The 26,906-nt window shown below is 58.2% G+C and carries 21 protein-coding genes and 1 pseudogene; 14 read left to right on the top strand and 8 right to left on the bottom strand.

Annotated features, from left to right (window positions below):
- Positions 1–24: 24 nt before the first annotated feature.
- The 6 genes from CH306_RS26315 to CH306_RS26290 form a co-directional block, all read right to left on the bottom strand.
- The gene (locus tag CH306_RS26315; RefSeq protein ID WP_094648284.1) at positions 25–729 is read right to left on the bottom strand and encodes a nitroreductase; all 705 of its coding nucleotides are present in this window, start codon (positions 727–729) and stop codon (positions 25–27) included.
- Between the two features lie 60 nt (positions 730–789).
- A complete protein-coding gene (locus CH306_RS26310; protein ID WP_094648283.1) occupies positions 790–1,560 on the bottom strand; it encodes an enoyl-CoA hydratase/isomerase family protein in 771 nt (256 codons plus the stop codon).
- Positions 1,561–1,634: 74 nt separating this feature from the next.
- On the bottom strand, positions 1,635–3,212 hold the full coding sequence (locus CH306_RS26305) for a class I adenylate-forming enzyme family protein (protein WP_179272957.1): 1,578 nt from the start codon (positions 3,210–3,212) through the stop codon (positions 1,635–1,637).
- An 85-nt stretch (positions 3,213–3,297) separates the two neighbouring features.
- Positions 3,298–4,044 carry a 3-oxoacyl-ACP reductase FabG gene (fabG, locus tag CH306_RS26300; RefSeq protein ID WP_094648281.1) on the bottom strand — a complete coding sequence of 249 codons (747 nt, stop codon included), beginning with the start codon at positions 4,042–4,044 and terminating at the stop codon, positions 3,298–3,300.
- On the bottom strand, positions 4,041–5,201 hold the full coding sequence (locus tag CH306_RS26295; RefSeq protein ID WP_094648280.1) for an acyl-CoA dehydrogenase family protein: 1,161 nt from the start codon (positions 5,199–5,201) through the stop codon (positions 4,041–4,043). Before CH306_RS26295 ends, fabG begins: the two co-directional genes overlap by 4 nt.
- A 12-nt stretch (positions 5,202–5,213) precedes the next feature.
- Entirely contained in the window at positions 5,214–6,392 is a 1,179-nt protein-coding gene (locus tag CH306_RS26290) for a thiolase family protein (RefSeq protein WP_094648279.1), read from the bottom strand.
- 519 nt (positions 6,393–6,911) lie between these two features.
- Here CH306_RS26290 and CH306_RS26285 point away from each other — a divergent pair.
- The 10 genes from CH306_RS26285 (at position 6,912) to CH306_RS26240 (ending at position 20,040) form a co-directional block, all read left to right on the top strand.
- Positions 6,912–7,961, top strand: coding sequence for a sugar ABC transporter substrate-binding protein (locus CH306_RS26285; RefSeq protein ID WP_143545416.1), 1,050 nt, complete (start codon positions 6,912–6,914; stop codon positions 7,959–7,961).
- A 70-nt stretch (positions 7,962–8,031) separates the two neighbouring features.
- Positions 8,032–9,036 carry an ABC transporter permease gene (locus CH306_RS26280; protein WP_179272958.1) on the top strand — a complete coding sequence of 335 codons (1,005 nt, stop codon included), beginning with the start codon at positions 8,032–8,034 and terminating at the stop codon, positions 9,034–9,036.
- Entirely contained in the window at positions 9,033–10,595 is a 1,563-nt protein-coding gene (locus CH306_RS26275; protein WP_094648276.1) for a sugar ABC transporter ATP-binding protein, read from the top strand. Before CH306_RS26280 ends, CH306_RS26275 begins: the two co-directional genes overlap by 4 nt.
- A gap of 69 nt (positions 10,596–10,664) precedes the next feature.
- A complete protein-coding gene (locus CH306_RS26270) occupies positions 10,665–11,945 on the top strand; it encodes a M24 family metallopeptidase (RefSeq protein WP_094648275.1) in 1,281 nt (426 codons plus the stop codon).
- A gap of 36 nt (positions 11,946–11,981) precedes the next feature.
- On the top strand, positions 11,982–13,004 hold the full coding sequence (locus CH306_RS26265; RefSeq protein ID WP_094648274.1) for a TIGR03619 family F420-dependent LLM class oxidoreductase: 1,023 nt from the start codon (positions 11,982–11,984) through the stop codon (positions 13,002–13,004).
- 65 nt (positions 13,005–13,069) lie between these two features.
- Entirely contained in the window at positions 13,070–13,963 is an 894-nt protein-coding gene (locus CH306_RS26260; protein WP_094648273.1) for an MBL fold metallo-hydrolase, read from the top strand.
- Positions 13,964–14,144: 181 nt separating this feature from the next.
- Positions 14,145–16,127, top strand: coding sequence for a flavin-containing monooxygenase (locus CH306_RS26255; protein WP_256981267.1), 1,983 nt, complete (start codon positions 14,145–14,147; stop codon positions 16,125–16,127).
- The gene (locus tag CH306_RS26250; RefSeq protein ID WP_094648272.1) at positions 16,124–18,352 is read left to right on the top strand and encodes a 3-hydroxyacyl-CoA dehydrogenase NAD-binding domain-containing protein; all 2,229 of its coding nucleotides are present in this window, start codon (positions 16,124–16,126) and stop codon (positions 18,350–18,352) included. Before CH306_RS26255 ends, CH306_RS26250 begins: the two co-directional genes overlap by 4 nt.
- Positions 18,349–19,572: a CaiB/BaiF CoA transferase family protein gene (locus CH306_RS26245; protein WP_306437708.1), complete on the top strand. Its 1,224-nt coding sequence runs from the start codon at positions 18,349–18,351 to the stop codon at positions 19,570–19,572. The genes CH306_RS26250 and CH306_RS26245 overlap by 4 nt, the downstream gene beginning before the upstream one ends.
- Before the next feature lie 15 nt (positions 19,573–19,587).
- Entirely contained in the window at positions 19,588–20,040 is a 453-nt protein-coding gene (locus tag CH306_RS26240) for a VOC family protein (RefSeq protein WP_094648271.1), read from the top strand.
- Here the strand turns inward: CH306_RS26240 and CH306_RS26235 are convergent.
- On the bottom strand, positions 20,037–20,708 hold the full coding sequence (locus CH306_RS26235; protein ID WP_179272959.1) for a TetR/AcrR family transcriptional regulator: 672 nt from the start codon (positions 20,706–20,708) through the stop codon (positions 20,037–20,039). The genes CH306_RS26240 and CH306_RS26235 overlap by 4 nt on opposite strands.
- Before the next feature lie 235 nt (positions 20,709–20,943).
- On the opposite strand from CH306_RS26235, the gene CH306_RS26230 reads away from it, so the two are divergent.
- On the top strand, positions 20,944–22,140 hold the full coding sequence (locus CH306_RS26230) for an acetyl-CoA C-acetyltransferase (protein ID WP_094648374.1): 1,197 nt from the start codon (positions 20,944–20,946) through the stop codon (positions 22,138–22,140).
- A gap of 71 nt (positions 22,141–22,211) precedes the next feature.
- A pseudogene (locus CH306_RS26225) lies at positions 22,212–22,652 on the top strand (MaoC family dehydratase); the annotation flags it as partial.
- Positions 22,653–22,662: 10 nt separating this feature from the next.
- Here the strand turns inward: CH306_RS26225 and CH306_RS26220 are convergent.
- On the bottom strand, positions 22,663–23,052 hold the full coding sequence (locus CH306_RS26220) for a hypothetical protein (protein ID WP_179272960.1): 390 nt from the start codon (positions 23,050–23,052) through the stop codon (positions 22,663–22,665).
- 543 nt (positions 23,053–23,595) lie between these two features.
- Here CH306_RS26220 and CH306_RS26215 point away from each other — a divergent pair.
- A complete protein-coding gene (locus CH306_RS26215) occupies positions 23,596–24,681 on the top strand; it encodes a PQQ-dependent sugar dehydrogenase (RefSeq protein WP_094648268.1) in 1,086 nt (361 codons plus the stop codon).
- Positions 24,682–25,449: 768 nt separating this feature from the next.
- Entirely contained in the window at positions 25,450–26,685 is a 1,236-nt protein-coding gene (locus CH306_RS26210; RefSeq protein ID WP_256980240.1) for an MFS transporter, read from the top strand.
- Positions 26,686–26,906: the final 221 nt, after the last annotated feature.

Genomic DNA, 26,906 nt, shown 5'->3' with positions numbered 1-26,906 from the left:
TCTGAAGGCATTCCACTATTGAGTCTAATTTTCCACAAAAGTTACTACATCGTCGATGCGGGCTCGACCCGTCCGGAAAGAGTTCGCCGGATGCTCGGTGTCGGGATAGCCTAGCGAAACCCCGAACAAAACTTGACGATTCTCGGGAATGTTAAAGAAACTTCGAACGGCAGGCGCTACGGCGGCGAACGCTGCCTGCGGAATTGTCGCAAGGCCTAAGCTCTGCGCAGCGAGTAAGAAATTCCCAAGATACAGGCCGCAGTCTATGGCGCCGTACGCACCGAGGTCAGCCGCGGTGGTCACAATCGCGACGTGAGGGGCTCCGAAGAACCTGTAATTCTCCATTGCCTGCCGACTAGACGCCTCGCGATCGCCCTTGGCTACGCCGACCGCTTCGTACAACTGCCAACCGACCTCACGGCGGCGTTCTCGAAACTTCCCCTCGATTCGTTCCGCGAAGGGCAGCTCTGGCGATTCGGAATTAGTCACCGCGAACGATGTAAGCTGTTCCCGGAGTTTCTCCGTCGCGACGCCCTCGGTTATTCGGAGATCCCAGGGCTGCATATTGCACCAGGACGGACTGCGCTGCGCCAAACGGGCGAGACGTTCAAGGACCGTTCTATCCACCGAATCGGGGCGAAAACTCCGACAGCTGTATCGGTCATTCAGGAGCCTTTCGACCACTAGATCGGCGTCTATCTCAGAAGCGTTCACCATAGATTTCGACATGCGCAATTCCTATTCGTGGTTACATTGTGTCCAGTGAACTCGGTCTGCGGACCTCGGACGTCAGCGTTTACGGTTGGTGAAACCTGAGATCGCGTCGTGAAACGCTGGTGTTCCGAACCACGACATCGCTGCGTCAGATTCGGCGACCAGTCCATCAGACAATGGGGTGGAATAAGCGAGATGAGTGAGTCGCTTGACCTCTCGTAGGGCGGGAAAGCTCGATGCGGCCAGTCGTCGAGCTATCTCGTCAGCCGTCGCGATGAGCTCGTCGTCTTCGACCATTCGCGATACCAAGCCGATGTCGAGGGCTTCCTGAGCGCTCAGCCATCTTCCCGTTAAGAGAATGTCCATTGCCTGTGATCGTCCAAGTCTCAATGGTATCCGCTGGGTGTCACCTCCCGACGGGACGAGCCCAAGCCGCATGTGTTGATCGCCAATCCGCGCTGTCCGTGCTGCGATAATGATGTCGCAACTCAAGGCGAGTTCGAGTCCACCTGCAAGAACGTGTCCGTGGATGGCGGCAACTATCGGCTGGGCCATACGTTCGAAGTTCTGGAAAAGCTCTCGGAGTCGATTGGTGAACCTTCTGAAGTCTCCGGGAGATGCCAGAGCTGTGTTTACGTAGTCCAGGTCTGCTCCGGCGCAGAAGGAGGAACCCTCACCTGTAAGCAGTACAGCCCTTACATCGGGATCCTCAGCGATCTCCGCTTGAATGCGGAACAACTCGTCGAAAGCCTCTTCGTTCAATGCGTTGAACTTCTCCGGTCGGTTCAGGCGGATTCGGCCCACGCCATCCGATCCCCGGTCCCAAAGAACTGCTGATTCGACCATATTCTGGTTCTCCTGCCATAGATGAGATTCGATTTATTGTGCAAAGTCTTGCGATTTCGCGGTCCGAAGCTTGTTCATACCAACCTCTGATGGCCGACCCAGAGGTCGGCTTTGATACGGGCCTTCAGTACCTTTCCTGCACCGCTGGTAGGTAATTCAGAGACGAAACTTACGCGTTTGGGCACCTTGAAACCGCCGAGGAATCGACGGCAATGGGCAATCACCGCGGTTTCGTCGATCTTTCCGCCGGGCTCTCGCACTACGACGGCGGTGATGACCTCGCCCCATTGTCGGTCGGGAGCTCCGACTACTGCGACTGAATGCACACCGGGTAGCGAGACAATGACGTTCTCCACCTCACGTGGGTAGACGTTGAACCCGCCAGTGATGATCATGTCCTTGCGGCGGTCGATGATGAAGAGATAACCATGTTCGTCGATGCAACCGACATCACCGGACCTCAACCAGCCATCGACAAATACTTCTGCGGTGGACGTCGGTGACCTCCAGTAACCGGGCGAAACTTGGTCGCCTCTGACCGCAATTTCTCCACGCTGTCCAGTCGGAACCTCTTCGCCGTTGTCGTCGAGTATCTTGACGTCGACAAAGTCAGCAGGCCTGCCCGCTGATTCCAACCGTGACAGTCCCATCGAATTTACGATGTCTGCATGGTCAGTCGGTCGCAGCACGGAGATCGGTAAAGGCGATTCGCTAGCGCCATAGAACTGATGCATCACGTCACCGAAGTACTCGCGCGCCTGAGCTGCACGGTGTGGCTGGATTGCAGAACCCGAGTAGGGCAGCATTCGCACATTACCGACCTTGCCAGTTGGCTTCTCGCGATCACTCATCTCGTCGAGCAGCATTGTGATCATGGTTGGGACCAATGGAAGAATAGTGACTTCGCCGGCGCGTGCGGCGTCGAGAACGGACACTGCATCGAAACGTGGCTTGAGCACATTAAGGCCCCCCACTGCCACTGTATTGTGATGGATGGTGCCACTGAAGTGGCTGATCGGCGCGGTATGCAATGAGACATCGGTCGTTTTGAATTCGACCTCGTGTAATCCGTTTCTTACGTGTGCTCCTACGGAATACTGGCTGGCCAGAACACCTTTGGGCTTGCCCGTAGAACCGGAGGTGTACATTACCCATGCGGTCGATTGTGGGTCGGGCGACGGAAGCTCATCATCGGTTCCTTGGGAAACGAACTCGGTAAAACCCTGGTGTCGGCCGGTCAGGGACTTCTCGTCGCCACATATCAGAACGTGCTTAACCGAGTCTGGTATCCATGAATCGCTGTTATCGGCCAACCATTGCGAGTCGACGATCACCATCGCGGGCTCTATGTCGTCGGCAATCTGTTCCACCTCGGCGCTATGGAGGCGGGGCAGTACCCCGACTCGGGTGTAGCCACCGATGGTAAGTCCATGATCAGCAATCACCCAATCGCACGAGTTCGGGGCAATCATCAGAACCCGTGCGCCGGAGTTTACTCCGGAGATTCGAATCGCGTTGGCAAAACGGCGTGCCTCACGTCCGAGCGCGTCGTAAGTGAGGGTGTGGTGGTCATCGCGGACTGCAGGGCGATCCGCATAGAGAGCGTGAGCCCGTGTGAATATGTCGCCGATGGTACTGACCGGGGTTCGCACACCGGCCTCCTTTCTCACTCGACGCTTGAAGCATCGAACTATTCTGCCCACGCCCGGACCGGCGATGGGTACTTTCAGTGACCGGTCACATTCCGCGCCCGCCAGAGACCTCAACTACTGTCCCCGTAATGTAGCTGGCAAGATCAGACGCGAGGAATGCTGCTACTTTCGCGATCTCATCCGGCTCTCCGACCCGTCCGAGCGGGATCTGGCGCTCCTGTTCATCGAAAATTTCAGCACGCATCGCGAGTGTCATCGGGGTTCGGATCATTCCTGGTGCAATTGCGTTGACGCGAACTCCGGCATGCGCGACCTCTTTCGCCGCCGCCTTAGTGAGTCCGACAATTCCAGCTTTGGCGGCGCTGTAGTTCGTTTGTCCAACATTCCCAACTTTTCCCGATATCGAAGAAACGTTAATTATCGAGCCGCCGGTACCGTGCTCACGCATTGCACCAGATGCAGCACGCGTTCCAAGCCAGCTTCCTTTCAGATGGACGGAAACAACCGCGTCAAAGTCCGCTGGCGTCATCTTTCGCATGCTGGCATCGCGAGTAATCCCGGCATTATTTACCATCACATCCAATGTCCCAAATTCCTCTGCGCATCGCTTGACAACGTAGGCTATGTCATCAGCCGAAGTGACATCGCACGGTACACCGATTGTTTTACCACCCAATGCGATGGCCGCTTCCGAGGTTCGAGAAGGGTCGAGGTCAGCGATAACTACAGCTGCACCCTCGGCGACCAGCCTCTCGGCGATCGCCCTGCCGATTCCCTGGGCTCCGCCTGTGATAATCGCGGCGCGGCCCTGGAGAAGACCATAGGTTTTCATGCGGAGTTCCGTGATCGCTGGTCTGCCAGCATCTGGCGAGCGATCACCAATTTCTGGATCTCGCTTGTACCCTCGTATATGCGATACAGGCGGGCGTCACGATAGAAACGTTCGACCGGCACCGAACGCATGTAGCCCATCCCTCCGAAGACCTGTACTCCCCGATCGACAACTCGACCCACCATCTCGGAGCAGAACAATTTTGCGCACGCTGGTCCCTGCCGCGTATCAGTGCCGTTGTCGTATGCATCCGAAACTGCTAAGACCAGTGCCTGCCCGGCACGGGCGTCGGTCTCGCTTTCTGCGAGCATTGCCTGTACCAATTGAAATTCGCCTATAGCCTCGCCGCCCTGTTTGCTCGACGTTGCGTACTGTGTCATCTCAGCGATCACGCGGCTGGCCATTCCTACGCACAATGCTCCGATCGTCAAGCGACCTTTGGCCAACGAACCCATCGCGGCGCGAAAACCCAGTGCTTCCTCGCCTCCGACGAGCGCTGTCCTGTGCACCCGCACATTGTCGAAATAGAGTTCGGACGTCCACGCACCTTTCTGCCCCATCTTCTGGTCTGGTTTGCCGACAGACAGTCCGGGGGTGTCCGCTTCTACCAAAAACGCGGATATTCCGCGAGTTCCAGGTGCGTCGGGATCGGTTTTGGCGAAAACTATAAACAATCCAGCGAGAGCTGCGTTTGTGATATATCGCTTGGAACCGGAGATGATGTAATGATCGTCCTCCAATCGTGCCCGAGTCCGCATCCCACTCGGATCCGAGCCTGCTTCGGCCTCGGTGAGCGCGAAGCTTGCGAGGACACGTCCCGAAGCCAAGTCCGGTAGCCACCGACTCTTCTGATGGGCGGTGCCGTGACCGGCAATGGTTTGGCCTGCAATGCCGTTGTTGGTGCCGAACAGTGAGCGGAACCCCGGCGCAGTCCGGCCGAGTTCGAAAGCTAGTCGCGATTGCTCAACCATGGTGCACCCAAGGCCTCCGTACTCCTCAGGTAGGGCATATCCGAACAATCCCAGATCTTTTGCTTTGTCCTGCAGTATTGTTGGAATCGAGTCGGTTTCTTCGATCTCATCTTCACGTGGAATGACTTCGCGGTCGACGAACTCTCGCACAGCCCGGACGATCGAATCGAATTCTGTATTTTCCATGCGTTATTCTCCTCAAACTTGGCTTAGCTCGATAATGGTCGCGTTCGCTGTGCCGCCGCCTTCACACATTGTCTGTAGGCCGTATCGAATTCCGCGAGCTTCCATCCGGTGCAGCATTGTAGTCATCAATCGTGCACCGGAACCACCCATTGGGTGGCCCAGAGCTATCGCGCCACCATCCGGATTGACAAGATGATGGGGCACGCCAAACTCGGAAAGCCAGGTTAAATTGACGCTTGCGAAAGCTTCGTTGACCTCGAAGGTCCCGATCTCACCAATCTGGAGTCCCGCGCGGTCAAGCACCATGCGCGTCGCCGGTATCGGGGCGTAGAGCATCGCAAGTGGGTCGTCGCCTATTACCGAGAACGCGGTCAGTCGGGCGCGGGTGCGAAGTCCGTGCCGTTTAGCAATCTCACTGGTTGTAATGAGCAAGGCTGCGGCACCGTCCGAAATCTGCGACGCATTGCCCGCCGAGACCGTGCCATCGATCGCGAATGGTGTCGGAAGCTTCGCCAGCCTCTCCAAGGTCCCGTCACGTCGAACACCCTCGTCGGTGTCGACCAACCGCGCCGAGCCGTCTGGTCCAGTGGTCTCGATCGGCTCGATCTCGCGAACAAACCGGCCTTCGTCGATCGCGGCCGCTGCGCGACGATGAGATTCAAGACTGTATGCGTCCAACGCTTCTCTTGTGAAGTTGCCGCGATAGGCGAGAAGTTCAGCGCCAGCGCCCTGATTGAATTCGTTGGTTCCGTAGCGCGATGTTACGAGTGGCCCAAACGCCGATCCCGGCCCGTTAATTCGAGCCCAGCCCATGGGTACGCGGCTCATCGACTCCACACCGCCCGCGACAACAAAATCCTGTTGGCCGGACATCACTGATGCCGCTGCAAAAGAAATCGCCTGTTGAGACGAACCACACTGGCGGTCTACGGTTGTCCCGGGTACGGTTTCTGGCCAGCCCGCGGCCAACGCTGCATAACGACCTATGTTGCCCGCCTGCTCCCCAGCTTGGGTCACACACCCCCAGATCACATCGTCGATCAGGGCCGGATCCAGACCTGTGCGTTCGACGAGTGCTTGAAGAACACGCGCCGACAGATCGACAGGGTGAACTGAGCTCAGTGTGCCGCCTCGGCGGCCGACGGGACTTCGAACGGCCTCCACGATGACAGCATCGCGTCGTTCGCTCACGGGGCTTCTCTCTCAGTGTGCACAACAGAATTCTAACGCGGAATAGGTTTCTATGGAAGGTATCGACGGAAGTGCAAGCTGGAACCTCGATGCGGCGTCGACCCGCATCTTGCCTGTCTGTCGTGGAAACCTAAGCGGGTAGTCCGGCAAACGCCCGTGCCCGCCCCCTCTCCCCCGGGGGCCCCTGGAAAGGAGTGCGTCGGGATCTGACACCTCATACAGCGCCTACTACCGATCGCCCATTTCCGTGCGATCACTTCTGGGGCGCGATACGAGGGTCGACACCTGCGTGGCGTGAAATCTGAAGAACCAGCGCTCGTCGCGCGTAGCCAAAATTGTGACCGGGGTTTGTGCGGCAATTTCCCGCCTCACGGTCTTGACTCAACTTCTATACTAGGTTAGAAATGTGGCTGACATCACGTCGACCAAGAGCGTTTCCAACGCCTCGACCAACATCGACGAAACTTCGTTGCTGCTGCCAGGGCAGGGGCCGTGCCAGACAGATGGAGAGATCTTGCAATGAAGTTTGCACATGAGCGTCGGAGGGCGGCTGGTCTGTCGGCGCTACTCGTAGTTGCACTCATTTCCGCAGCATGCGGCGGAGGTGGTGCTCAGCCCGACGCCGACGACTCGACCTCGGGTGGGCAATCTGATAAGCCCGTAGGTGTCTTCCTGGCTGCTCCGCCCTCGCAAGCGTTCACTTCGGCGGAGATGCGAGGCATCGAGAATGGCGGCAGGGTCACAGGCCTTGATTACAAGATCTTCAACCCCACCGGATACGATCCCCAACAGCAGTACCGCGCGCTCGAAAGCGCCTTCACGGCAAAGACATATGACGCCTACATCATTCACCCGGTAGGCCCGAACCTCTGCAAACTCGTCACGGATGCCATCGAGCAACAGCACATTACTGTTGTGTCCACCGGGGGGCCGATCTGCGGTGACTTCACGTTGCGAGGTGAAGAACTGCACACGGAAGGCACCCTGACATTTGTCGGCGGACTGACGAATATGGACGGCTTCGTCAACTACTGGGAGAACTTCGGCCAGAAAGTCGCACCCGACCAGAAGATCCTGTCCCTCACAGGGCCCGAAGGCTCCAGCAGTGCGGTTCCCTGGCAGGCGGCACAGGAGCTCGCTTCAGCGAAATACCCCGCTGTCGACGTGGTGGACACTCTGCATACCGACTACTCGGTGGCCGGCTCGATCCAGCAAATTCAGTCCTATCTGCAAGGCCACCCTGAGGTCACCGCGATCGCATCGATGTACATCAACCTGACTCAGGCAGCGGTCAAGGCACTCGAAAATCTCAATCTCTCTGAACGCGTGGCGATTTACGATGTCGGTGCAGACACACAATCGGTTGCGTTGGTGAAACAAGGAGTGGTTGCAGCAACGTCACCGTACTTTCCTATCAGCATAGGCACCACAGCAATGCAAGCAATCGCTGACTCGCGCGCGGGTAAGACAGTCCCTACATATATCGGTGATGATGGAAACACCGAACAATACGAGAGGTTCTCGTGGATCGATACATCGAATATCGACCAGTACACACCCGAATACTGATCTGACGTTCATCAATGAATCAGGACGCTCAACCTCATCCATTCCACCCAACACCGAAGGTCAGTTGAGTATGAACGTCGACACTCGCAAGCCGCAGGTAGATAAGTCAAATAAGAAACAAGCCGAACTGACTTCGACGCGGCAACGCATTCTCGTTTTGGCCGGTCGGTACGAAATGATCGGCATCTTGAGTCTCGTACTTATCGGTGCGACCGTGTGGAGTCCAGACTTCTGGAGTGCAACAAACATCCAGAATCTACTGAACGCGAACGCAGCTATCGGGATCGTTGCAGTGGGTATGACTTTCGTGATCCTGATCGGTGGATTCGACCTATCCGTCGGCGCGATCTTGGGTGTCGGTGCTGTCGTATACGCCAGCTGTGAAGGGCACATGCCGGCAATCGTGGCGATCGTCGTCACGGTCGCTGTTGGAGCCGCGGCCGGAAGTGTAAATGGACTATTGATCACGTTGATCGGTGTCAATCCCTTCGTCGCGACGATCGGCACAACGTCTGCATTCCTAGGCCTTGCACTCCTCTACTCGAACTCGAACGTCTACTACCTCACCACAGATTCTTACCTCGCGATCGGGTCCGCGCGGATGTTCGGTTTGCAACTTCAGGTGTGGATTCTACTCGCGCTGTTGCTCGTCGGAGGGCTGGTTCTCGCCAAAACTGTCCACGGGCGCTCCGTGTACGCAGTAGGTGGCAACAAACTGGCTGCGCGGATTTCCGGGTTGCCCACTATGCGTCTCGAGGCCGGAACGTACGTGCTTTCCGGCGCAGCTGCAGGGCTCGGTGGAGTCATCACGGCCGCTCTGACCGGGACTGCGCAGGCAGATATGGGCGCGACCACTGCGCTTGATGCAATCACGATCGTGATCGTCGGGGGCACCGTTTTGATGGGCGGCACCGGAGCTATGTGGAACACGGCTGTCGGCCTCTTGATAATCGGGACCATCAAGAACGTATTCGATGTCAATGCCGTTAGCCCCGCAATCCAGCAGGTCGCCACGGGCAGCATCCTCATAGTTGCCGTTGCCATCAGTGTATACAGTCACCGAAAGAACGTGTGACCGTGGGTAGTTCGTCTTCTGGTATAGCGCTCGAACTCTGCGGTGTCTCGCGGCGGTTCGGAAGTACGGTCGCTTTGGACCGGGTCGACCTGACCGTGGAGGTCGGCACCGTGCACGGTCTGGTCGGCGAGAACGGCGCCGGCAAGTCCACTGCCCTGGGCATAGCCGCAGGCAGGATCTCAGCTACAGCTGGCGACGCACGCATCTTCGGTACCAGACTCCGTCAGGGGCGCCCGCACTTCGCTAGAGAACTTGGCCTGGTTGCCATCTATCAGGAATTGACGATAGTCCCTGCGCTGTCCGTGCTTGAGAACGTATTTCTGGGCGTGACCCCAAGCGTGGGAGGTGTGCTTTCGCGGCGAGAGATGACGCGTCGGTTCAGCCAGATCTGCCGGCGGATGAAGGTGTCGCTACCGGCTGGAAAACCGGCTGGATCGCTCTCCCTTGCACAGCAACAGATGATCGAGATCATGCGGGCACTAGCCGCCGAAGCTCGCATAGTGTTGTTCGACGAACCTACGTCGTCTCTGGCCGAGAAGGAGAGAGAAGCCTTCTACAGTCTGGTCTCAGACCTGCGCAGTGACGGCGTAACGGTGGTAATTGTCACCCACAACCTCGATGAGGTACTCGATATTTGCGACCACGTCACGGTGTTCCGCGACGGTCGGCTGGTCTCCAGCGCTCCGATCTCTCGATGGACCAAGGGATCTTTAGTCGGCGCAATGGTCGGCGACGATGATGCTGGCGCTCTGACCAACCTTAGGTCTGCACCATTACGAGTCGATTCCAGTGCGACTAGGGCTATAGTCGCACATGCGATCGTGTCGATTCCTGGACGACTCGTGGATGTCGAGCTCGACGTCCGAGCTGGGGAAATAGTTGGCGTCGTGGGGCTGGTCGGATCAGGACGATCGTCCCTGCTGCGTTCGTTGGCGGGTCTCGAGTCGGCGGCGACAGGGTCGTTGTCAATCGACGGACGCGAACGCACGCTCCCCACAAACCCTCGCGCCGCGATCGCGGAAGGCATCGGATACATCCCGGAGGATCGAAAATCCCAAGGTCTGATCCTGGGAATGCGGGCGAGCGATAATATCGTATTGAGCGATTTGAGGGCCCAGAGCCGGTGGGGATTGGTTCGCGACAGAGGGGTACTGGCGGCGGCGAGAAGCGCATCGAGAGGTATTGCATTCTCCCCCCAGCGACTACGTGACCACGCGTCCGTGCTCTCGGGTGGAAACCAACAGAAGCTACTTGTTGCCCGCTGGGTTCATTGTCAACCTCGACTGCTCCTGGCCGATGAACCCACCCGTGGCGTCGATATTGGCGCGAGGGTCGATATCCTGCGTTCCATTGGTGCTATGGCAGATGGCGGACGTTCCGTCGTCCTTGTGAGCTCTGAGCTCGAGGAGATCTTGGCCCTCAGTGATCGAGTTGTGGTGCTTTCTCGCGGACGAGTCGTTGCCACGTACGACAACAATGCGGAACTGACGCGTGAAAAAATTCTACGCAGCGCGTTTCAGGTCGAATTTCCAAGCGCAGAGAGCAGCGAAACGGTATGACCAATGTAGTTCATTCCTACTCTTTTACCCAACCACGGCGTGAGCGATCGCGCGCGAGAGGTCGCTGACATGACACAACGAATCGAACAACGATTGCCCCGTGTCTTCGGTCACGAACTATCCATCGAGGAACGAGATCGCCGTTGGGCGCTCGCTCGCCATGAGATGTCTACTCGCGGGATCGAATGCTTGATCGTGAGCGGGTTCCATTCCGTTCTATGGGAAGGCCAAGCCACGTTGCGTTGGTTCACAAATCTCGATATCGAAGGCTACCTGCTCTTTCCTCGACAGGGTCGGCCGACTCTCTACAGCTTTGTTCCCGCAGCGAAGGTCACCCGGCTCGAAGGATGTTGGATCTCCGACAATCGCTCGGGCTTTCCGGCCTTCGGCGAATCGCTGGTAGAGGGTCTGAAGGTCCTCGAGGTTGACTCCGGCACCGTCGCTGTACTGGCTGTTGAGGGCATCTACGGAGAGTACGGCGGATTCCCGTACGCCACGATGAATGTACTGATGTCCTCACTACCGACGGTGCACTTCGCTGATGCAATGTCGTGGTTCGCTCCCCTCCGAACCATCAAAAGCGACGAAGAGATTCGCATGTTCGAGATCGGCGCCGGCATAGCCGAAGAGATGTTCGCAGCTGTCGCCGAGACGGCTCATGAAGGCGTCCTAGACGCGGAGATCAGGGCGGCGATCTCGGCTGCCCGCATCAGGGCCGGATGCGAGCCACACTCGACCTCGTTCTACGCACAGGGTAAAGATATCGGACCAATCTTGGACAGCGGAATCATGCTGGAACCTGGATACAGCAAGCCGCTCGAAATGGGCGATATCATTACCGCAGAGCTCACTACGCGAGTCAATGGTTACGAGATCGAATTCAACCAAGTCTGGGTGTTGGGGGAAGTAGACGACGAGCTAGAACGTATGTTCGCAGTTGCAAAAGCGTCGTTCGAAGCCGGAGTGGCAACACTTCGTGCTGGAATCACACAGGCCGAACTTCAGCGCGCCATGCAGGCCCCGCTGGATGAAGCCGGGTTCACGTGGTTCTATCCTTTCTTCCACGGGTCTGGCCTCATGGACGAACCCCCCGCCTCAGGCGTGCGAATCAGTAACTACGCCGACGGGAGGGAGATCGAACGTCCCTACGCCCCGGTCACGTTCGAGGAGAACATGGTCCTCACTTTCGAACCGAGCGTCGTCACCAAAGAGCGGTGGGGCAACGACCCAACCCTGCCCTGGATCCCTCGACGTGGCTTTGCACTTGGCTCGCCAGTAGTGGTCACTGCAGACGGATGCCGCGTTCTGGCGGAAAGCTGGTGGAAACCCGAGGTAATCCGGCTCACCTGATCTTCATTCGCTGCTGACAGAATCAAGGACTAACTGATGGATCTAGGGGTCTACATGCCCACCCACGGCATGCTGCGGGTGGACGAGGAACGAAACAACTACAGCCTTCAGCCGATCGACCTGACAGAGGTCAATCCAATAGCGTTCGCGAAAGAAGCAGAAGTCCGAGGATTTCACTCCGCATGGTTCCCAGACCACGTCGTGATGGGACGAACACCCGGGACGAACTACCCCGCGACCGAGTCCGGCAAGGCTAGCTACCGCTCGCGCCCGATGATGATGGATGCCATTCCGGTTATGTCAGCGGTCGCGGTATCGACGACTGACTTGAAACTCGCGACGTCCGTGCACATCATGCCCTACCGCCATCCGCTGGTCAGCGCCCATCAGTTTGCAGCTGTGGACTTTCTGTCCAACGGCCGGCTGATGGTCGGAGTCGGAATTGGCTGGGAGGAAGCTGAATTCACGGCACTGAACGCTGACTACCGGAATCGGGGGGCTGTAACCGAGGAAGGTATTGAGGTGATGAAGGCAGCGTGGACCAACGACTTCGTCGAGTACAGTGGAGAGTACTTTAGTGTCCACGAGGTATCCTTCGACCCAAAGCCCACGCAAAAACCTCGTCCCCCAATTTATTACGGTGCGACAACTGTCGTCGGGGCTAGAAGAGCTGCGCGCGTGGCCGATGGTCTCTATATGGCCGCGTTCCTCGACCCGTTCCCGTCAGGGAATATTCGACCAGCACAGGACGCAGTGCTGCGCGAGGCCGAACGTATCGACCGAGACCTATCCGATTTTTGGTGGGGAACAGTTGCGTCCGCACACGCCTGCGCGCCCGGCGCCCCCTCCAGTCAGAACTCCCGACGTCCCGTACTAACAGGATCGGCTTGTCAAATCCTCGACGAATTGCAGCATTTCGCCGACCGCGGATTTGAGCACGTCACATGCCATTTAAGCATCGGATCCAATTCCCCAGAAGAGCTCTACGATCAGCTTGCGCAATGGGGCGAGGACATCATTCCGTACGCGAAAGAGATTGCAAAAAAACCCATTCAATGAAGTAGGACGACATCCAGCGTCGTCGACACAGGCGGCAGTCACAGTAGAAATGGATTGGACTAGCAATGAAGACGATCACTCTTGGCGACGTGTCGATCTCTCAGGTCGAGGAATGGAACGGCCTGGCGTTACCGGTTGCTGACATGTTTCCGGGAATTGATCGAGCCGAATGGGACGAAGATGCCCATTGGCTCGCACCCGAGCACTGGTCGCCCGAGGAGGATCTGTTACATATCTCAAGTGAGTCGTGGCTGCTCGAGTCTGCGGGCAAGATCATCCTGATAGACACCGCGTTCGGAAACTTCAAATCCCGCCCAAACTTTCCTCTTTTCGATCAGTTTGATGGACCATATCTCGCTTCGCTAGCGCAGTACGGGGTCAAACCGGATGATGTGAACCTTGTGATCAGTACCCACCTTCACGTCGATCACGTGGGGTGGAACACACGGCTGGTGAACGATGAGTGGGTTCCGACATTCGGCAACGCGCGTTATCTGATGGCCGAGCCTGACGTCAAATTCTGGAGTCCGGACCACGTCGGGCCTCGTGTCAGCGATCATGTGAACGAGGGAATGTTTGCCGACAGCGTTCAACCGATCATTGACGCTGGCCTCGCCGACATCTGGAATGGCAAGCACGTGATCGATGAGAATCTCTCGATTGAGCTCGCGCCTGGTCACACCCCAGGGACCGCTGTTGTCTCCCTTCAGTCCGGCACCGACCGAGCCCTGTTCGTCGGGGATATGATCCACTCTCCGTGGCAGGTCGGGCACGGTGCCATGAACAGTTGCTTCTGCGAGGATCCCGTCCGGGCTGTCGCGTCGCGTCGTAAATTCCTCGGGTATGCGGCAGACAACAGCGCACTGGTGTTCCCGGCTCATTTCGCGGGTGATCACGCAATCGAGATCGAACGCAACACCGACCGTTTCGCGATCAAGTCATGGGTCGATTGGAAGTAGCTTTCATCCAGGGCACCATGGGTTTGGAACCGAGGAGTTTGTTATGCGTTTGCGGTTCAGCGTAACTCAAGCAGCTCGCGCCGTCGGTGACCCAGTGGCCATCCATACAGTAACCATGTGATTTTTTTCTGATCGCGAGTTTAAATCTAAAATCAAATAGAAAAACTGATACCATTAAGGGATGAGTGAACGCATGATCCGTGATGCACCGCCCGATCAGGGGCTGCCACACCTGTCTGCGAACGACGATCAGATAGACGAGGCTCTACAAAAGGCGAACCTTCCGACCCTCTTGCTCTGCCTGGCTCAACTCACCGGCGACGCAACGTGGCTTTCGGGACGCTTTCAGCCAACCCGCACTGCGGCACTCGGAGACAACGATCTCGGCGGTTTCGACGAGAAGACCCAGGCAGAAATCCGATTGCATGCTCGAAGGGTTATTTGTGAACTCCGCGATAGGGAGGTTCAGGTCCCGAGCCCACCCGACCCAGAGGAGTTGGTTCGCATGCTTGGCATCTCGCTTGGAGAAACGGTTCCGTCTGAATATGGCATCACGTTCTCCGAGGAAGCAGGCTTTTGTGCCCGCTCGGGAATGACATGGACCAACGGGCGCCCCGCTGCCGCAGACTCCCTAAATGTCATCGTGATCGGCGCAGGTCCTGCAGGAATTTCAGTGGCCAGAATGCTTCAAGGTCTCGACATCGACTTCGAAATTCTCGAGCGTGGAGACGACGTGGGTGGAGTGTGGAGAGCGAACGTCTATCCGGGAGCGGGCGTGGATACTCCGGCTCACATGTACTCCTTTTCCTATGCGCCGCGTCGCGAATGGAGCCGCTACTATCCGAAGCAGCCAGAGATTCAAGCCTATCTGAAGAATACCGCTGAAGATCTGGGGATAACTGAACGAATACGTTTCGGCACCGAGGCCAAGCGACTAGACTTCGATGAATCTATGCATCAGTGGAATGTAACGATCGTTGGGCCTGACGGCCACGAGAAAACTGTAACCGCTAGATGCGTGATCTCGTGCGTGGGAGTTCTGAGTCAACCGAAATACCCCAAAATTCCAGGGATGGAACGGTTCACTGGGACAATAGTGCATTCCTCTAACTGGGAACCCGGGCTGGACCTGACCGACAAGCGAGTCGCGATCATCGGTGCGGGGGCAACAGCGATGCAGTTAGCGCCCGCTGTCGCCCCCGTAGCTCGGCAGACCATCATTTTCCAACGTTCTCCACAGTGGGTTGCACCCAATGCGAACTACCTTCGCGAGGTACCCCCGGGTGTACGACTTCTTATGGAGCATCTACCTTACTACGCGAGCTTCTACCGCCTGCGTCTTACCTGGCAATTTCAGGACAAACTTCTTTCAACGTTGCGCAGAGATCCTGCATGGCCACATCCCGATCGGTCGGTCAACTCAACGAACGACCGGCATCGCGACTTCTTCATCCGATATCTCAATACCGAGCTCGATGGGCGACCTGATCTAATCGACAAAGTCGTGCCGGATTACCCGCCGTATGGCAAACGGATCTTGATGGATAACAATTGGTTCAAGACCCTTCGCAGAGACGATGTCATACTCGTGGCCGACGATGTCGCATCCTTCGAAGAAACAAGCGTGACCTCTGGTTCTGCAGAAGCATTCGAGGTTGATCTAGTGGTTCTTGCAACAGGTTTTCACGCTACGAGAATGCTGTGGCCGATGGTGGTGAACGGCAGAGGCGGCGTGCCTTTGCATGAACAATGGGGTGAGGAAAATGCGTCAGCCTATCTCGGAGTAAGTGTTCCGAACTTCCCGAATCTTTTTCTGGTGGGTGGTCCACACACCTTTCTCGGACACGGCGGAAGCGCTCTGTACTCGTTGGAAGTGGGGATCAGTCATGTTGCGCAGCTCCTGATGCATCTAGCCGAAGGCGGCCATAGTTCAGTGGAAGTGAGGCCCGAAGTCTGTGAAGACTACAATCGCCGTATTGACGAAGAACACGAGCAACTCATCTGGACTCACCCGGGAATGAGCACGTGGTTTCGCAACAGTGCTGGTCGGGTAGTCGCTATGACGCCATGGCGAGGTGTGGACTACTGGACCATGGCACACAGTGTCAACCCTTCGGACTTTCTGGTCGATCAGCTCGTCGTGACGCTGGATGGCCAGAAATGACCGGTGACATCCACTGGCATCGCGATGCCGACGGTGTCGTTGTTCTGACTTTCGACGCGGCAGCTGCGTCCGTCAACACGATGACCGACGCGTTCAAGCGTGAATTCCACGACACTGTCAAACGTATAGAAGAAGAACGCGACGCGATCGATGGTGTGGTACTGACATCGGCTAAGTCATCGTTCTTCGCCGGCGGTGATCTACGACGTCTTTTGGATGCTTCCGAGGTGGACCGCGCATCGTTGATATCCGGAAACCGCGCACTGAAGGCCGACCTATCTCGACTAGAAAACCTAGCGGTTCCCGTTGTGGCCGCCATCGGAGGGTCTGCGCTCGGTGGCGGTTACGAGTTCTGTCTTGCAGCTCATCATCGTGTGATGTCCCGCACCCCGGGGGCATATCTCGGTTTGCCTGAGGTCACATTGGGATTGATTCCTGGCGGTGGCGGAATTGTGCGCTCGGTCAGGTTATTAGGGGTGCTCGGAGCGCTTAAGGTGCTGCTTACACGTGGATCCAAGTATGCAGTCGAGGATGCGCTTAGGTACGGGTTGATCGACGACATCGTGGACGACAACCGCTCCTTGACGTCAGCAGCAAAGAAGTGGATTCGAGCCTCACGGTCGTCATCGGGGATCGGCCAGCGCTGGGATCACGTGTCCGAGATTCCCGGAGGAGCCCCAAGTCGAAATCTTGTGCGTCAGAGCCTCCCGAAAGCTATTGTCAATCAACTAGATTCGAGGCACTACCCGGCTCTTGAGGCAATAGTGGATGTCGCGATCCAAAGCGTTGAAATGACCATGGACGCCGCGATGGATCTCGAGACCTACCGTTTCGTTGACATCGCGTTGGGCCGGACGGCCAAGAGCATGATCAAAGGTCATTTTTTCGATCTCCAGCATGTTCGAGGTGATCGCAAGCGCGGAGAGGGTAAACCCGCGCGAACCGTATCGAAATGTGTTGTTGTTGGTGCTGGAATGATGGGCACCGGGATTGCCAATGCTTGCGCCCGGGTCGGCATCGCCACTGTGTTGTTGGATGTTTCAGCCGAAGCCGCCGAACGCGGCCATCGTCACATCGAAGAGTTGGCTGCGGCCGATGTATCAGCAGGTCGGCGCACCGAACAGGCCGCCGCTGCGGCTGTCGAATTAGTTACGGCGACATCGGACTTCGGTGCTGCCGCCGGTGCGGATTGTGTTATCGAGGCGGTCTTCGAGGATCCCGATCTCAAGGCCGGAGTCTTCTCCGCAATCGAGGCAGTCACGAGTTCGTCTGCACTTCTGGCCACGAACACCTCGACACTTCCGATTACTGAACTTGCACGCAACGTCCGTCGCCCAGCAGACTTCATCGGAATGCACTTCTTCTCGCCAGTCCACCGGATGCCGCTAGTTGAGGTGATACGTGGACGCGCGACCAGCGAGAACACGGTCAATCGTGCGCTGGCTTTGGCCAAGCAGCTGGGGAAGACACCGATCATCGTCAACGACAGTCGTGGATTCTTCACTAGTCGCGTGATCCGCAGCTATCTGGACGAGGGCATGGCCATGTTGGCGGACAAGATCGATCCGTCGGCTATCGAGTCCGCGTCACGTTTGGCCGGCTACCCGGCATCTGTCCTACAACTACGCGACGAGATCAACATGAGGTTGTCGTCGGACATTCAAGAGGCCGAGCGTAAGGCAGCGGAGAGATCAGGACGGTCCTATCAGGTCCACCCGGCGGCTCACGTCCTAAAACGCATGCTTTCCGAGGGCCGCAGCGGTAGATCAAGCGGAAAAGGCTTCTACGACTATGCCGAAGGCGACCGAACTGACCTATGGAATGGGCTAGGGGACCTTTTCGGCCCTTTCATGACGGACACAGACCTATTCGATCTGCAAGAAAGACTTTTGGTGAGGGAGGCAGTCGAGGCCGCCAGGTGTTTCGAAGAAGACGTCATCACCTCCGTCCCTGATGCCAACGTCGGCTCACTCTTAGGCATTGGCTTCCCAGCTTGGACGGGTGGGGTCCTCCAATACATCGACGGTTACGACGGCGGCATCGCAGGCTTCGTCTCCCGTGCCGAGGCGTTGGCGGCTGTACACGGTGACCGTTTCGCTCCCCCGCGATTGTTGACTCAGCTGGCACAAGCAGGCGGCACGCTGTCACTTTATGACCGCTCCCGGCGTTCCGGAACTTCCGCGGTCCAGGTCGACCGTCGAGGTATACCAATGGAGAAACGATGAACGACGAGACTATGCACTCATCAACAAGCTCATCCGCCGCACCGGGCCCACTGTCCGGAGTTCGGGTCCTGGAGCTAGCCGGTCAGGGCCCCGCTCCCTGGTGCGCAATGATGCTCAGCGACATGGGGGCAGACGTTCTCAGAGTCGATCGATCCGGTGATGTCGGAAGCCTACGTGCGGTAACGGACCATACACAGTTCGCGAACTTGCGTGGTCGCCGATCCGTGGCCATCGACCTCAAGCACGACAGTGGTCGCGAGGTTTTTCTCCGATTCGTCGATCAAAGCGACGTGGTGCTCGAAGGGTTCCGACCCGGAGTTGTCGAGCGGCTCGGGATCGGCCCCGTGGAGTGCTTGGAACGGCGTGCGAGCCTGATCTACGGCCGAATGACGGGGTGGGGCCAGGATGGACCCTGGCGGCACACGGCCGGGCACGACATAAATTACATCGCCCTCACCGGGATGCTGAATGCAATCGGCACACGCGAGAAACCAGTGCCGCCTCTCAATCTCGCTGGTGACTTCGGCGGCGGCGGACTATTGCTGGCATTCGGTGTCGTCGCTGCGCTTCTCGAGTCCAAGACGTCAGGTAAAGGACAAGTCGTCGACGCAGCAATGGTAGACGGAGCTGCGCTTCTGGGCGGCATGTTCCATGGTCTTGCACAAACTGGTAGGTGGAAAGATGAACGCGCTGCGAACATGCTCGACGGAGGAGCCCACTTCTATGGGACGTATGAGACGTCGGACAATCTGTGGGTCGCTGTAGGTGCGATCGAGCCGAAGTTCTACTCGACGCTCGTGGGTGCCCTGGGGCTGTCGGAGACCGCGTTGGGTCCCCAGAACGACGAAGACAAATGGCCTGAGAATCGTCGGGTATTCGCCGAGGTGTTCCGCACCCGAACACGGGCGGATTGGACAGAACTCCTGCAACCCCTAGAAGCCTGCTTCTCACCAGTCCTCAACTTTGACGAGGCTTTGTCCCATCCCCACGCTTTGGCCAGGCGCGCGTTCATACCTGTGGACGGTGTGATGCAACCTGCGCCCGCCCCGCGTTTCAGCAGGTCCGAAGTGCGGGCAGCACGGGGCGCTGCTCGGCCCGGCGAACATACAGTGGAACTGTTGCGAGAGTTCGGGTTCGACGCTTCCGAAATTCACGAACTCCAATTCAATCGCGCCGTCATCGCGGAACAGACGAACGTTCTTGTTCAGGACCGTTCATGACACGGGGGTTCTACCATGTTGGGTGAAATCAGCCATATCGGAATTCTTGTGAACGATTTGACAAGTTCACTGACCTGCTGGACGGAATTGTTCGGCTACCTAGAGGTCGACCGAATCGAGGTGCCCGTAGAAGGTGTCCGTAGCGCGTTCGTGTCGACCGGCCATGCCAGAGGCAATGGCACCCTGATTGAACTCATTGAGCCGATCGATCCTACCGATGAAACAAGTGTCATCACAAAGCGATTGGCGTCGAAAGGGCCGGGAGTATTCCATATCGCGATACTGGCGGACGATCCCGCCGCGGAGTCGGCAAGACTCCGGGCAGCTGGCCTGACAGTGATCGATCTGCCGGCCGCTGATAGCAACGGTCCTCGAGCTGTCATCCACCCGAAGGACGCCGACGGTGTACTCATTGAGATCCTGGCTGTGAATCGCCGGGGCGATGTAGTCCGAGATTGTTCAGGTTAGTGTGCTTCGAGTGTTTCGGTTGGAACTTGGAAATTTTGGCCCTTCACGCCTTCGAAAAGTAATTCGTGCATGGTATTTCCAAGCCCATCACGCTGTTTGGTGCGCAGCGACCACTCGGGTACACGTTCGATCATGTTCACTATGAACAGCCTGATTAAGTACGGATCGAGATCACCTCGCAGATCACCGGATTCGATCGCGTCGTCTACCAAATCGGCCCAGAACTTTCCGAACGACCGGCGGATGGGTCTCAGCCTCTCCTGCATATCGGGAGGTACCTGATCAAAAGCGTGCACATGAGCTGATGAAAGCGCACCCAATTCCATCACCGCCTCGAGATGCCCATCTATGGCCGCGCTGATCCGCTCGCCTGGCGTTGCTCCGGCAGCAACGGCCTCTACGGTGGCTCGAACGTGAGCTTGCGTGAATTGCACACCATAGCGCAATACCTCTTCGATCAGGCTCTCTCGAGATGCAAAGTAGTAGTAGATACTTCCTGCCTGAACGCCTGCAATGTCGGCGATATCAGTGAGACGCGTCGCCGAATATCCGACATCGATCAATACCCGTGCTGTTGCGTCCAGTATGCGGCGCTGAGTGGCAGCGGACTTGGGATTCTTGCGCGTCGTTCGTACAGCCCGGCCAGGCCCGGCGTCGGTGTCCTTCACCCTGTCGATGCTACGTGTGCAGGAATCGATCGTCACCACAGACCTGGATCTACACGATCGTTCGGAATCACTTTTTCGGGCGCTACCCTCCGGGCCGCGAATTTCTGGTATATATTAGAAATAGTTCATATGTACGTAGCACTGCAGGACATCAGTCTCCCGCGATTCGGATTCGATCTACACCGCTTCCGAGTTCTAACACATGCTTCGACACCTCCTCGCCCGAAGGATGACCATGCGCCGCGCAGCAATCGTCTCACCTGCCCGAACTCCGATCGGGTCCTTCGGAGGTGCCTTCCGGGATATGGAGGCGGCCGACCTAGCAGCAGCCGTAATCAAGGCGGTCATAGAACGTTCAGGACTCGATCCAAACCAAATCGATGACGTTGCCTTCGCGCAGTCTTACGCTAATTCGGAAGCTCCCTGCATCGGACGGTGGGCAGCCCTACATGCTGGACTACCCATCGCAACGCCTGGTTTTCAGGTCGATCGGCGGTGCGGAAGCGGTCTAACTGCCATTGCTATTGCTGCGATGGAGGTCCAGACGGGGGTTGCCGATGTCGTCCTGGCTGGCGGAGTCGAGAGTATGAGTAACGTCGAGAGGTACACGACAGCGAGTCGGTGGGGCCAGCGAGGTGGATCGATATTGCTTCATGATCGCTTGGACCGGGGACGAGAAAGATCGCAACCAGAATGGCGCTTCGGCCCGATCTCCGGGATGATCGAGACAGCTGAGAACCTGGCACGGAAATACAGTATAGAACGCATTGAGGCCGATCTGTTTTCTGCGCAGAGCCAGAATAGGGCAGCAGTCGCGTCGGCGATGGGAAGCTTCACACACGAACTCGTAGCGCTCGATGTTCCGCAACGAGGCGGCGATCCGGTCACAGTCGCCGTGGACGAAGGAATTCGACCTGACACCACTCCCGAAGTCCTGTCACGTCTCCGTCCTGTGATGCCAGGAGGGGTAGTGACTGCCGGAAACGCCGCACAGCAGAACGATGCAGCTTCTGCGTGCCTGGTCGTCGCCGAGGACATGCTCGGCCCCCTAGGCCTAGAACCGCTCGCGTTCCTGGTCGGATGGTCCGCAGCGGGGTGCGAACCAGCTGAAATGGGCTTGGGTCCGGTACCTGCCGTCGCGAAATTATTCGCACGGACCGGGCACACACTCGACGACATGGATCTTGTCGAGGTTAACGAAGCCTTCGCGGTGCAGGTTCTCGCAGTCTTGCGCGAATGGAACTGGCACGACCCCGACAAATTGAACGTAAACGGCTCTGGAATTTCACTCGGCCACCCCGTCGGCGCCACCGGCTGCCGAATTATGACTTCGGTCCTCCACGAACTCAACAGGCGCGGCGGGCGCTACGCCCTCGAAACCATGTGTGTTGGCGGGGGGCAGGGTGTGGCCGCACTTTTCGAGTCTGCCTAACGGTGTGCCCGATCAGTGAGAACTCGCAGCTTCAGGGGGCTTGTCGAACGTTTCAAGGATGTGTACAGAGTATGGAGTCATTTTCGTCAGCAAGCCAACTGCGTGCAGCGGTTGGACGCGAGTTGGGCCCGAGTCAGTGGCTGGGGATCACTCAAGATCGTGTACAACAGTTCGCGGACGCAACAGGCGACCACCAGTGGATCCATGTCGACGTCGAACGCGCAAGTACCAGCCCGTTCGCGTCGACGATCGCCCACGGCTACCTCAGTCTTTCGATACTCCCAATGCTGGTACGGCAGTATTACCAGTTAGAAGGCGCCACAATGGTTATCAACTACGGGGTGAACCGGCTCCGCTTTATCGCGCCAGTCCCCGTCGGCTCCAGAGTGCGATCCCGGTCGACGATAATTGCCGCCGGTGAGGTCAATGCCTCGGTTCAGGTGATTCTGAGGTCGACTCTCGACATCGAAGGCGGGCTGCAGCCTGCATGCGTCGCGGATGCTTTGACGCGCGTGCACTTCCCTATCGCTCGTCACCCAAAGGCGCGCCCATCGGGTGGCCGACCACCATGGCGGGATTTTTGACGCTGCGGTCGATGTCGTTTGGAACGAACAGCGTTCCCGCGACTTCCATCTGGAATTGGTTGCGGAACGTAACTTGCTGCACCTCGACACGGTCGCTGGTGTAGAAGTTGTCAGCACCTCGGGAGAGGTCGCCGGTCCCGTCGGGAGTGGTTCCCGACGCGATCGTCGACGATGCATTGGACGACGCAGAGTCCGTTTGCTCGGCAGTCCCGCATGCTGCGGTGGCCAACAGCCCGATGGTCGCGACGCCTGCGCCCGCAATCTGCCTGATGCCTCGACGCTTGCGGGATCGAGAAGAAAAGTGGGACAAATTAAACCAAGATTTCATGGAGAGATTTCACATCCTCGATCGAGTGGGACTTCGTAGCGAGAAGCTGTGGCCCGGGATGATGAGTTCCCGCGTGCGACGGCCGAGCCACGCTGAAGACACACAACCGTCCTGCGCCCGTGGGTGGAAGTCCCTCATGTTGGGTGTACCAACAGGGCATCCCATTTGCCCCGATTGTCACTTACTGTCGAGCTATGCCTCCGAAATCGGCTCAATGGGCGTCGACACCGCAGGCAGGAGCGGATTCGTCACGAGACCGAAGTCGGGAGACCGATGCCGGACCGAGCGCTGGCACCGCCCGACGGTGCTGTTACCTGCGGCTTTCGTCCGCACTGCTTGCCCATCCAACGCGATCTACCCACGGGAGGACACAATGGTTCACGGCGACTTGTGCAGCGCAGTAGTTGGTTCGGATGTTGATCTGTCTCCCGGGGCGTTGCACGAGGGTGCTGAACACTCCATGTCGGGTGCGTTGGCGGACCTGCTGCGCGCTATTCAACAGACGTCGCCGACGTCTCGGCTGTCCGCAGTCGCGAGCATCCGATGAAAACCAGGTATCGCGCTGCCGCCGCCGCGTCCATCGTCGCCGTCACCCTTTCCTCGTGCGCGTCGCCGTCAGCCGAGGACGAGACGGCACCTGGCGGGTCCGCTGCGTCCGTAGAAGCACCCGCGGCGTCGGACTTCGGTGAGACTTCAGTCGTGACCGATGGCTTGGATGCACCCTGGGCAATAGCTTTTTTCGAGACCAGCATGCTGATCAGCGAACGCGACACCGGACAGATCATCGAGCTCGGCGCAGACGGCAACCGCAGCACTGCGGGAACAGTTGATGTGGCCCCTGCGGGCGAAGCCGGGCTCTTGGGGCTCGCGGTCCGCGAAGGTGACCTTTACACATTTTCGACGGCCGCAGATGGAAACCGCATCGACCGATTTGACGTCCTCGGCGCACCCGGCTCCCTCACCTTGGGTGAACGAACCACTGTGCTCGACGGCATCCCGGCCGCCAGCTATCACGACGGCGGCCGGTTGGCTTTCGGGCCGGACGGGATGTTGTATGCCACAACCGGGGACGCCGGACAACGTGACCGGGCCCAAGATCTCTCGTCGCTTGCCGGCAAGATCCTGAGAATCACCCCCGAAGGGGCTGTACCACCGGACAATCCCTACCCGAACTCATTCGTGTACAGCTACGGTCACCGCAACCCTCAAGGCATCACATGGGACGCAAATGGCGTGCTGTACGCAAGCGAGTTCGGTGCCAACACGTGGGACGAACTTAACCGCATCGAGCCCGGAAGCAACTACGGCTGGCCACAGATAGAAGGCATCGGGAATACCGAGGGCTTCGTCGATCCGATCCACCAATGGGCCACGAGTGAGGCCAGTCCGAGTGGCATCGCTATCGATGGTTCCACCCTGTTCATGGCGAATCTCAGGGGCGAACGCATGATCGAGGTGAATCTCGACGACCCAGCCTCGGTAGTCGATCGACTCGTTGGAACATACGGGCGGCTGCGAGACGTCACCGTCGCCCCGGACGGCTCACTATTGATACTGACCAACAACACCGATGGGCGCGGTAACCCAAACGCCGGCGACGACAGGCTTCTCCGCTTCAGCATCCGATGACGTGAATGCGCGCCGATGCCGCAGCTTCGCAGCGGTTGGGAAGAGGAAGTGCGTCGATCCGCAAACGTCGACAAAGGACAAAACATGGACAACGAAAACCGGCGCGGTCAAATACCCGGACCCGCCCCTCAGATGCCCACCGTTGTGCTCTTTGTCGTGCTGATAGTTCTGCTGGGGGTGCTGACTTACCTGGACGCGTGCGGTAGTTGAAACGACCGTGTAGCTCGATAGTTCGGATGACGGCGACCGTTGGAATGTGGTGTAGTGCCAACCACTCCCGTCCCGGCCGCTATCAGTCGCGGCTCACCCAAGTTGTTTCCGAATGCAATCGATGTCACTGAATCCTGACATCGAGATCTGTGTCACTTAAGCTTCATTCGAGCGAGCAGCCGCACAACGATTTTGGCAAACCCTACCTCCCGTCAATGAGCGATAGATCGTCGAGAATACCGTCCTCGTTCGGTCAAAACCCCTTAGTGCGAATAGCTTTGGCACGCCCACGATCGCGAACGCATGAGGCGTACTCGAATTTCGGGCATTTCTGCCACAACCGTGCCGTACTCCATTTCCCGATCGACCCTGATGGGGTTCCCTGTCCGTGCCTTCCACGGATGCTTCGTAGCAAATAGTGTCGAAGACGGACCAGGTCAAGGCATATTCCTGTCCTAGGGGGCAAGTCGGTATCGCCACCCCAGGACCCGACGCCGATCTCGCCCGCGCCTTGTCCGAACTCGACACCTATACGACCCCATCCGAGAGAATTCAGCTGTGTCTATTTCCACCAATAAACGAAAGTCCTTGCCGTTCCTCGTCTACGTCCTCGCAATGGGTACGTTCCTCATGGGCACGTCGGAATTCGTCGTTGCCGGACTCCTGCCCGATATCGCCTCCGACCTCGCAATCGGCATCTCCGAAGCCGGACTGCTGGTCACTGCGTTCGCGATTGGCATGATCGCCACCCCGTTGATCGCGGTGGCGGTACTCAAGATGCCCGAACGGACGACTCTTCTGCTCGCGCTCGCCGTCTACTCCGCCGGACACATCGTGGTTGCACTCACAGACGACCTCTCCATCGTCCTCGTGGCCCGCTTCGTGACCGCGCTCGCAACGGGCGCATTCTGGTCGATCGCTGCATCTGTCGCGTCCCGCGTTGCGGGTCCGGACGCCAGTGCGCGCGCCATCGGCCTGGTCCTCAGTGGCGGCATTCTCGCGACGGTGATCGGCGTGCCCCTTGGCTCTGTCGCCGGCCAGCTGGTGGGTTGGCGCGGTCCGTTCTGGATCCTCGCGGTACTTGCCGTACTCGCATCAGTGCCGATTGCCCGCTTCGTTCCCGGCGGTCGTTCGTCGTCGACGGTCATCCCTCTGCGGTCACAACTCGCATCGATCGCCACCGCGCGACTCTGGGTGGTCATGACAGCATGCGTGCTGATCTCGACTGCCGTCATGTCCACCTACTCGTTCATCGCGCCCCTACTCACAGAACGCTCCGGCCTGTCCGCCGGACTTCTTCCCGTGGGTCTCGCCGTCTTCGGCGTGGGTGCCGTCACCGGCACGCTCTACAGCGGTCGGTTCGCAGACCGCGCGCCCTATGCAACCGCGCTGACCGGTGGCGTCATAGTCGTGATCGCACTCGGGTTGCTGAGCGTCTTCTCGTCGTTCGCTGCGCCATCGATCGCCCTTCTCGCACTAGCCGGGATGGCCGGTCTGGGCACGAACCCCGTGCTCATGTCGATGGCGGTCCGATTCGCAGAGGGCGCGCCGACTCTGGCCACCTCACTGTGCACATCGATGTTCAACCTCGGAACCGCCGTCGGCACATGGGTAACCGCACAGGCGATCAGCGGATACGGACCCGCCGCGATTCCCGTCGTAGGTGCACTGTTCGCGGTGCTACTCCTCGCTCCGCTGGCGACACTCGTGATCATGGACCGGGCACGTCGGGGTATCCATGGTGCGTCTGCATCGAAGCAGTCGGTGGCCCGTGACGAGGTGTCGGTGTGCTGACCGATCCCGTCGTCAACGCATCGCGGTGCCACGGTCGTTCGGAACGGTGAGCACACCGGCGACGATCCGGAGCTCAGCATGGTTGGGAGTGGTTCGACATCGTTATCGAATCGCTCCCATCGGGCAAGTTTCACAGAGCTCGAAGCTCAGCGGCCCCGCCGGTCACAGCCGACAGTGCGACCACCGTACTGATCGCTGTCGACCTCGTCCCAGTCTCGTGA

It is taken from the genome of Rhodococcus sp. 15-725-2-2b, from assembly GCF_002259075.1.
Classification (GTDB): Bacteria; Actinomycetota; Actinomycetes; order Mycobacteriales; family Mycobacteriaceae; genus Rhodococcoides.
This window is presented reverse-complemented; position numbering and strand designations above follow the sequence as displayed.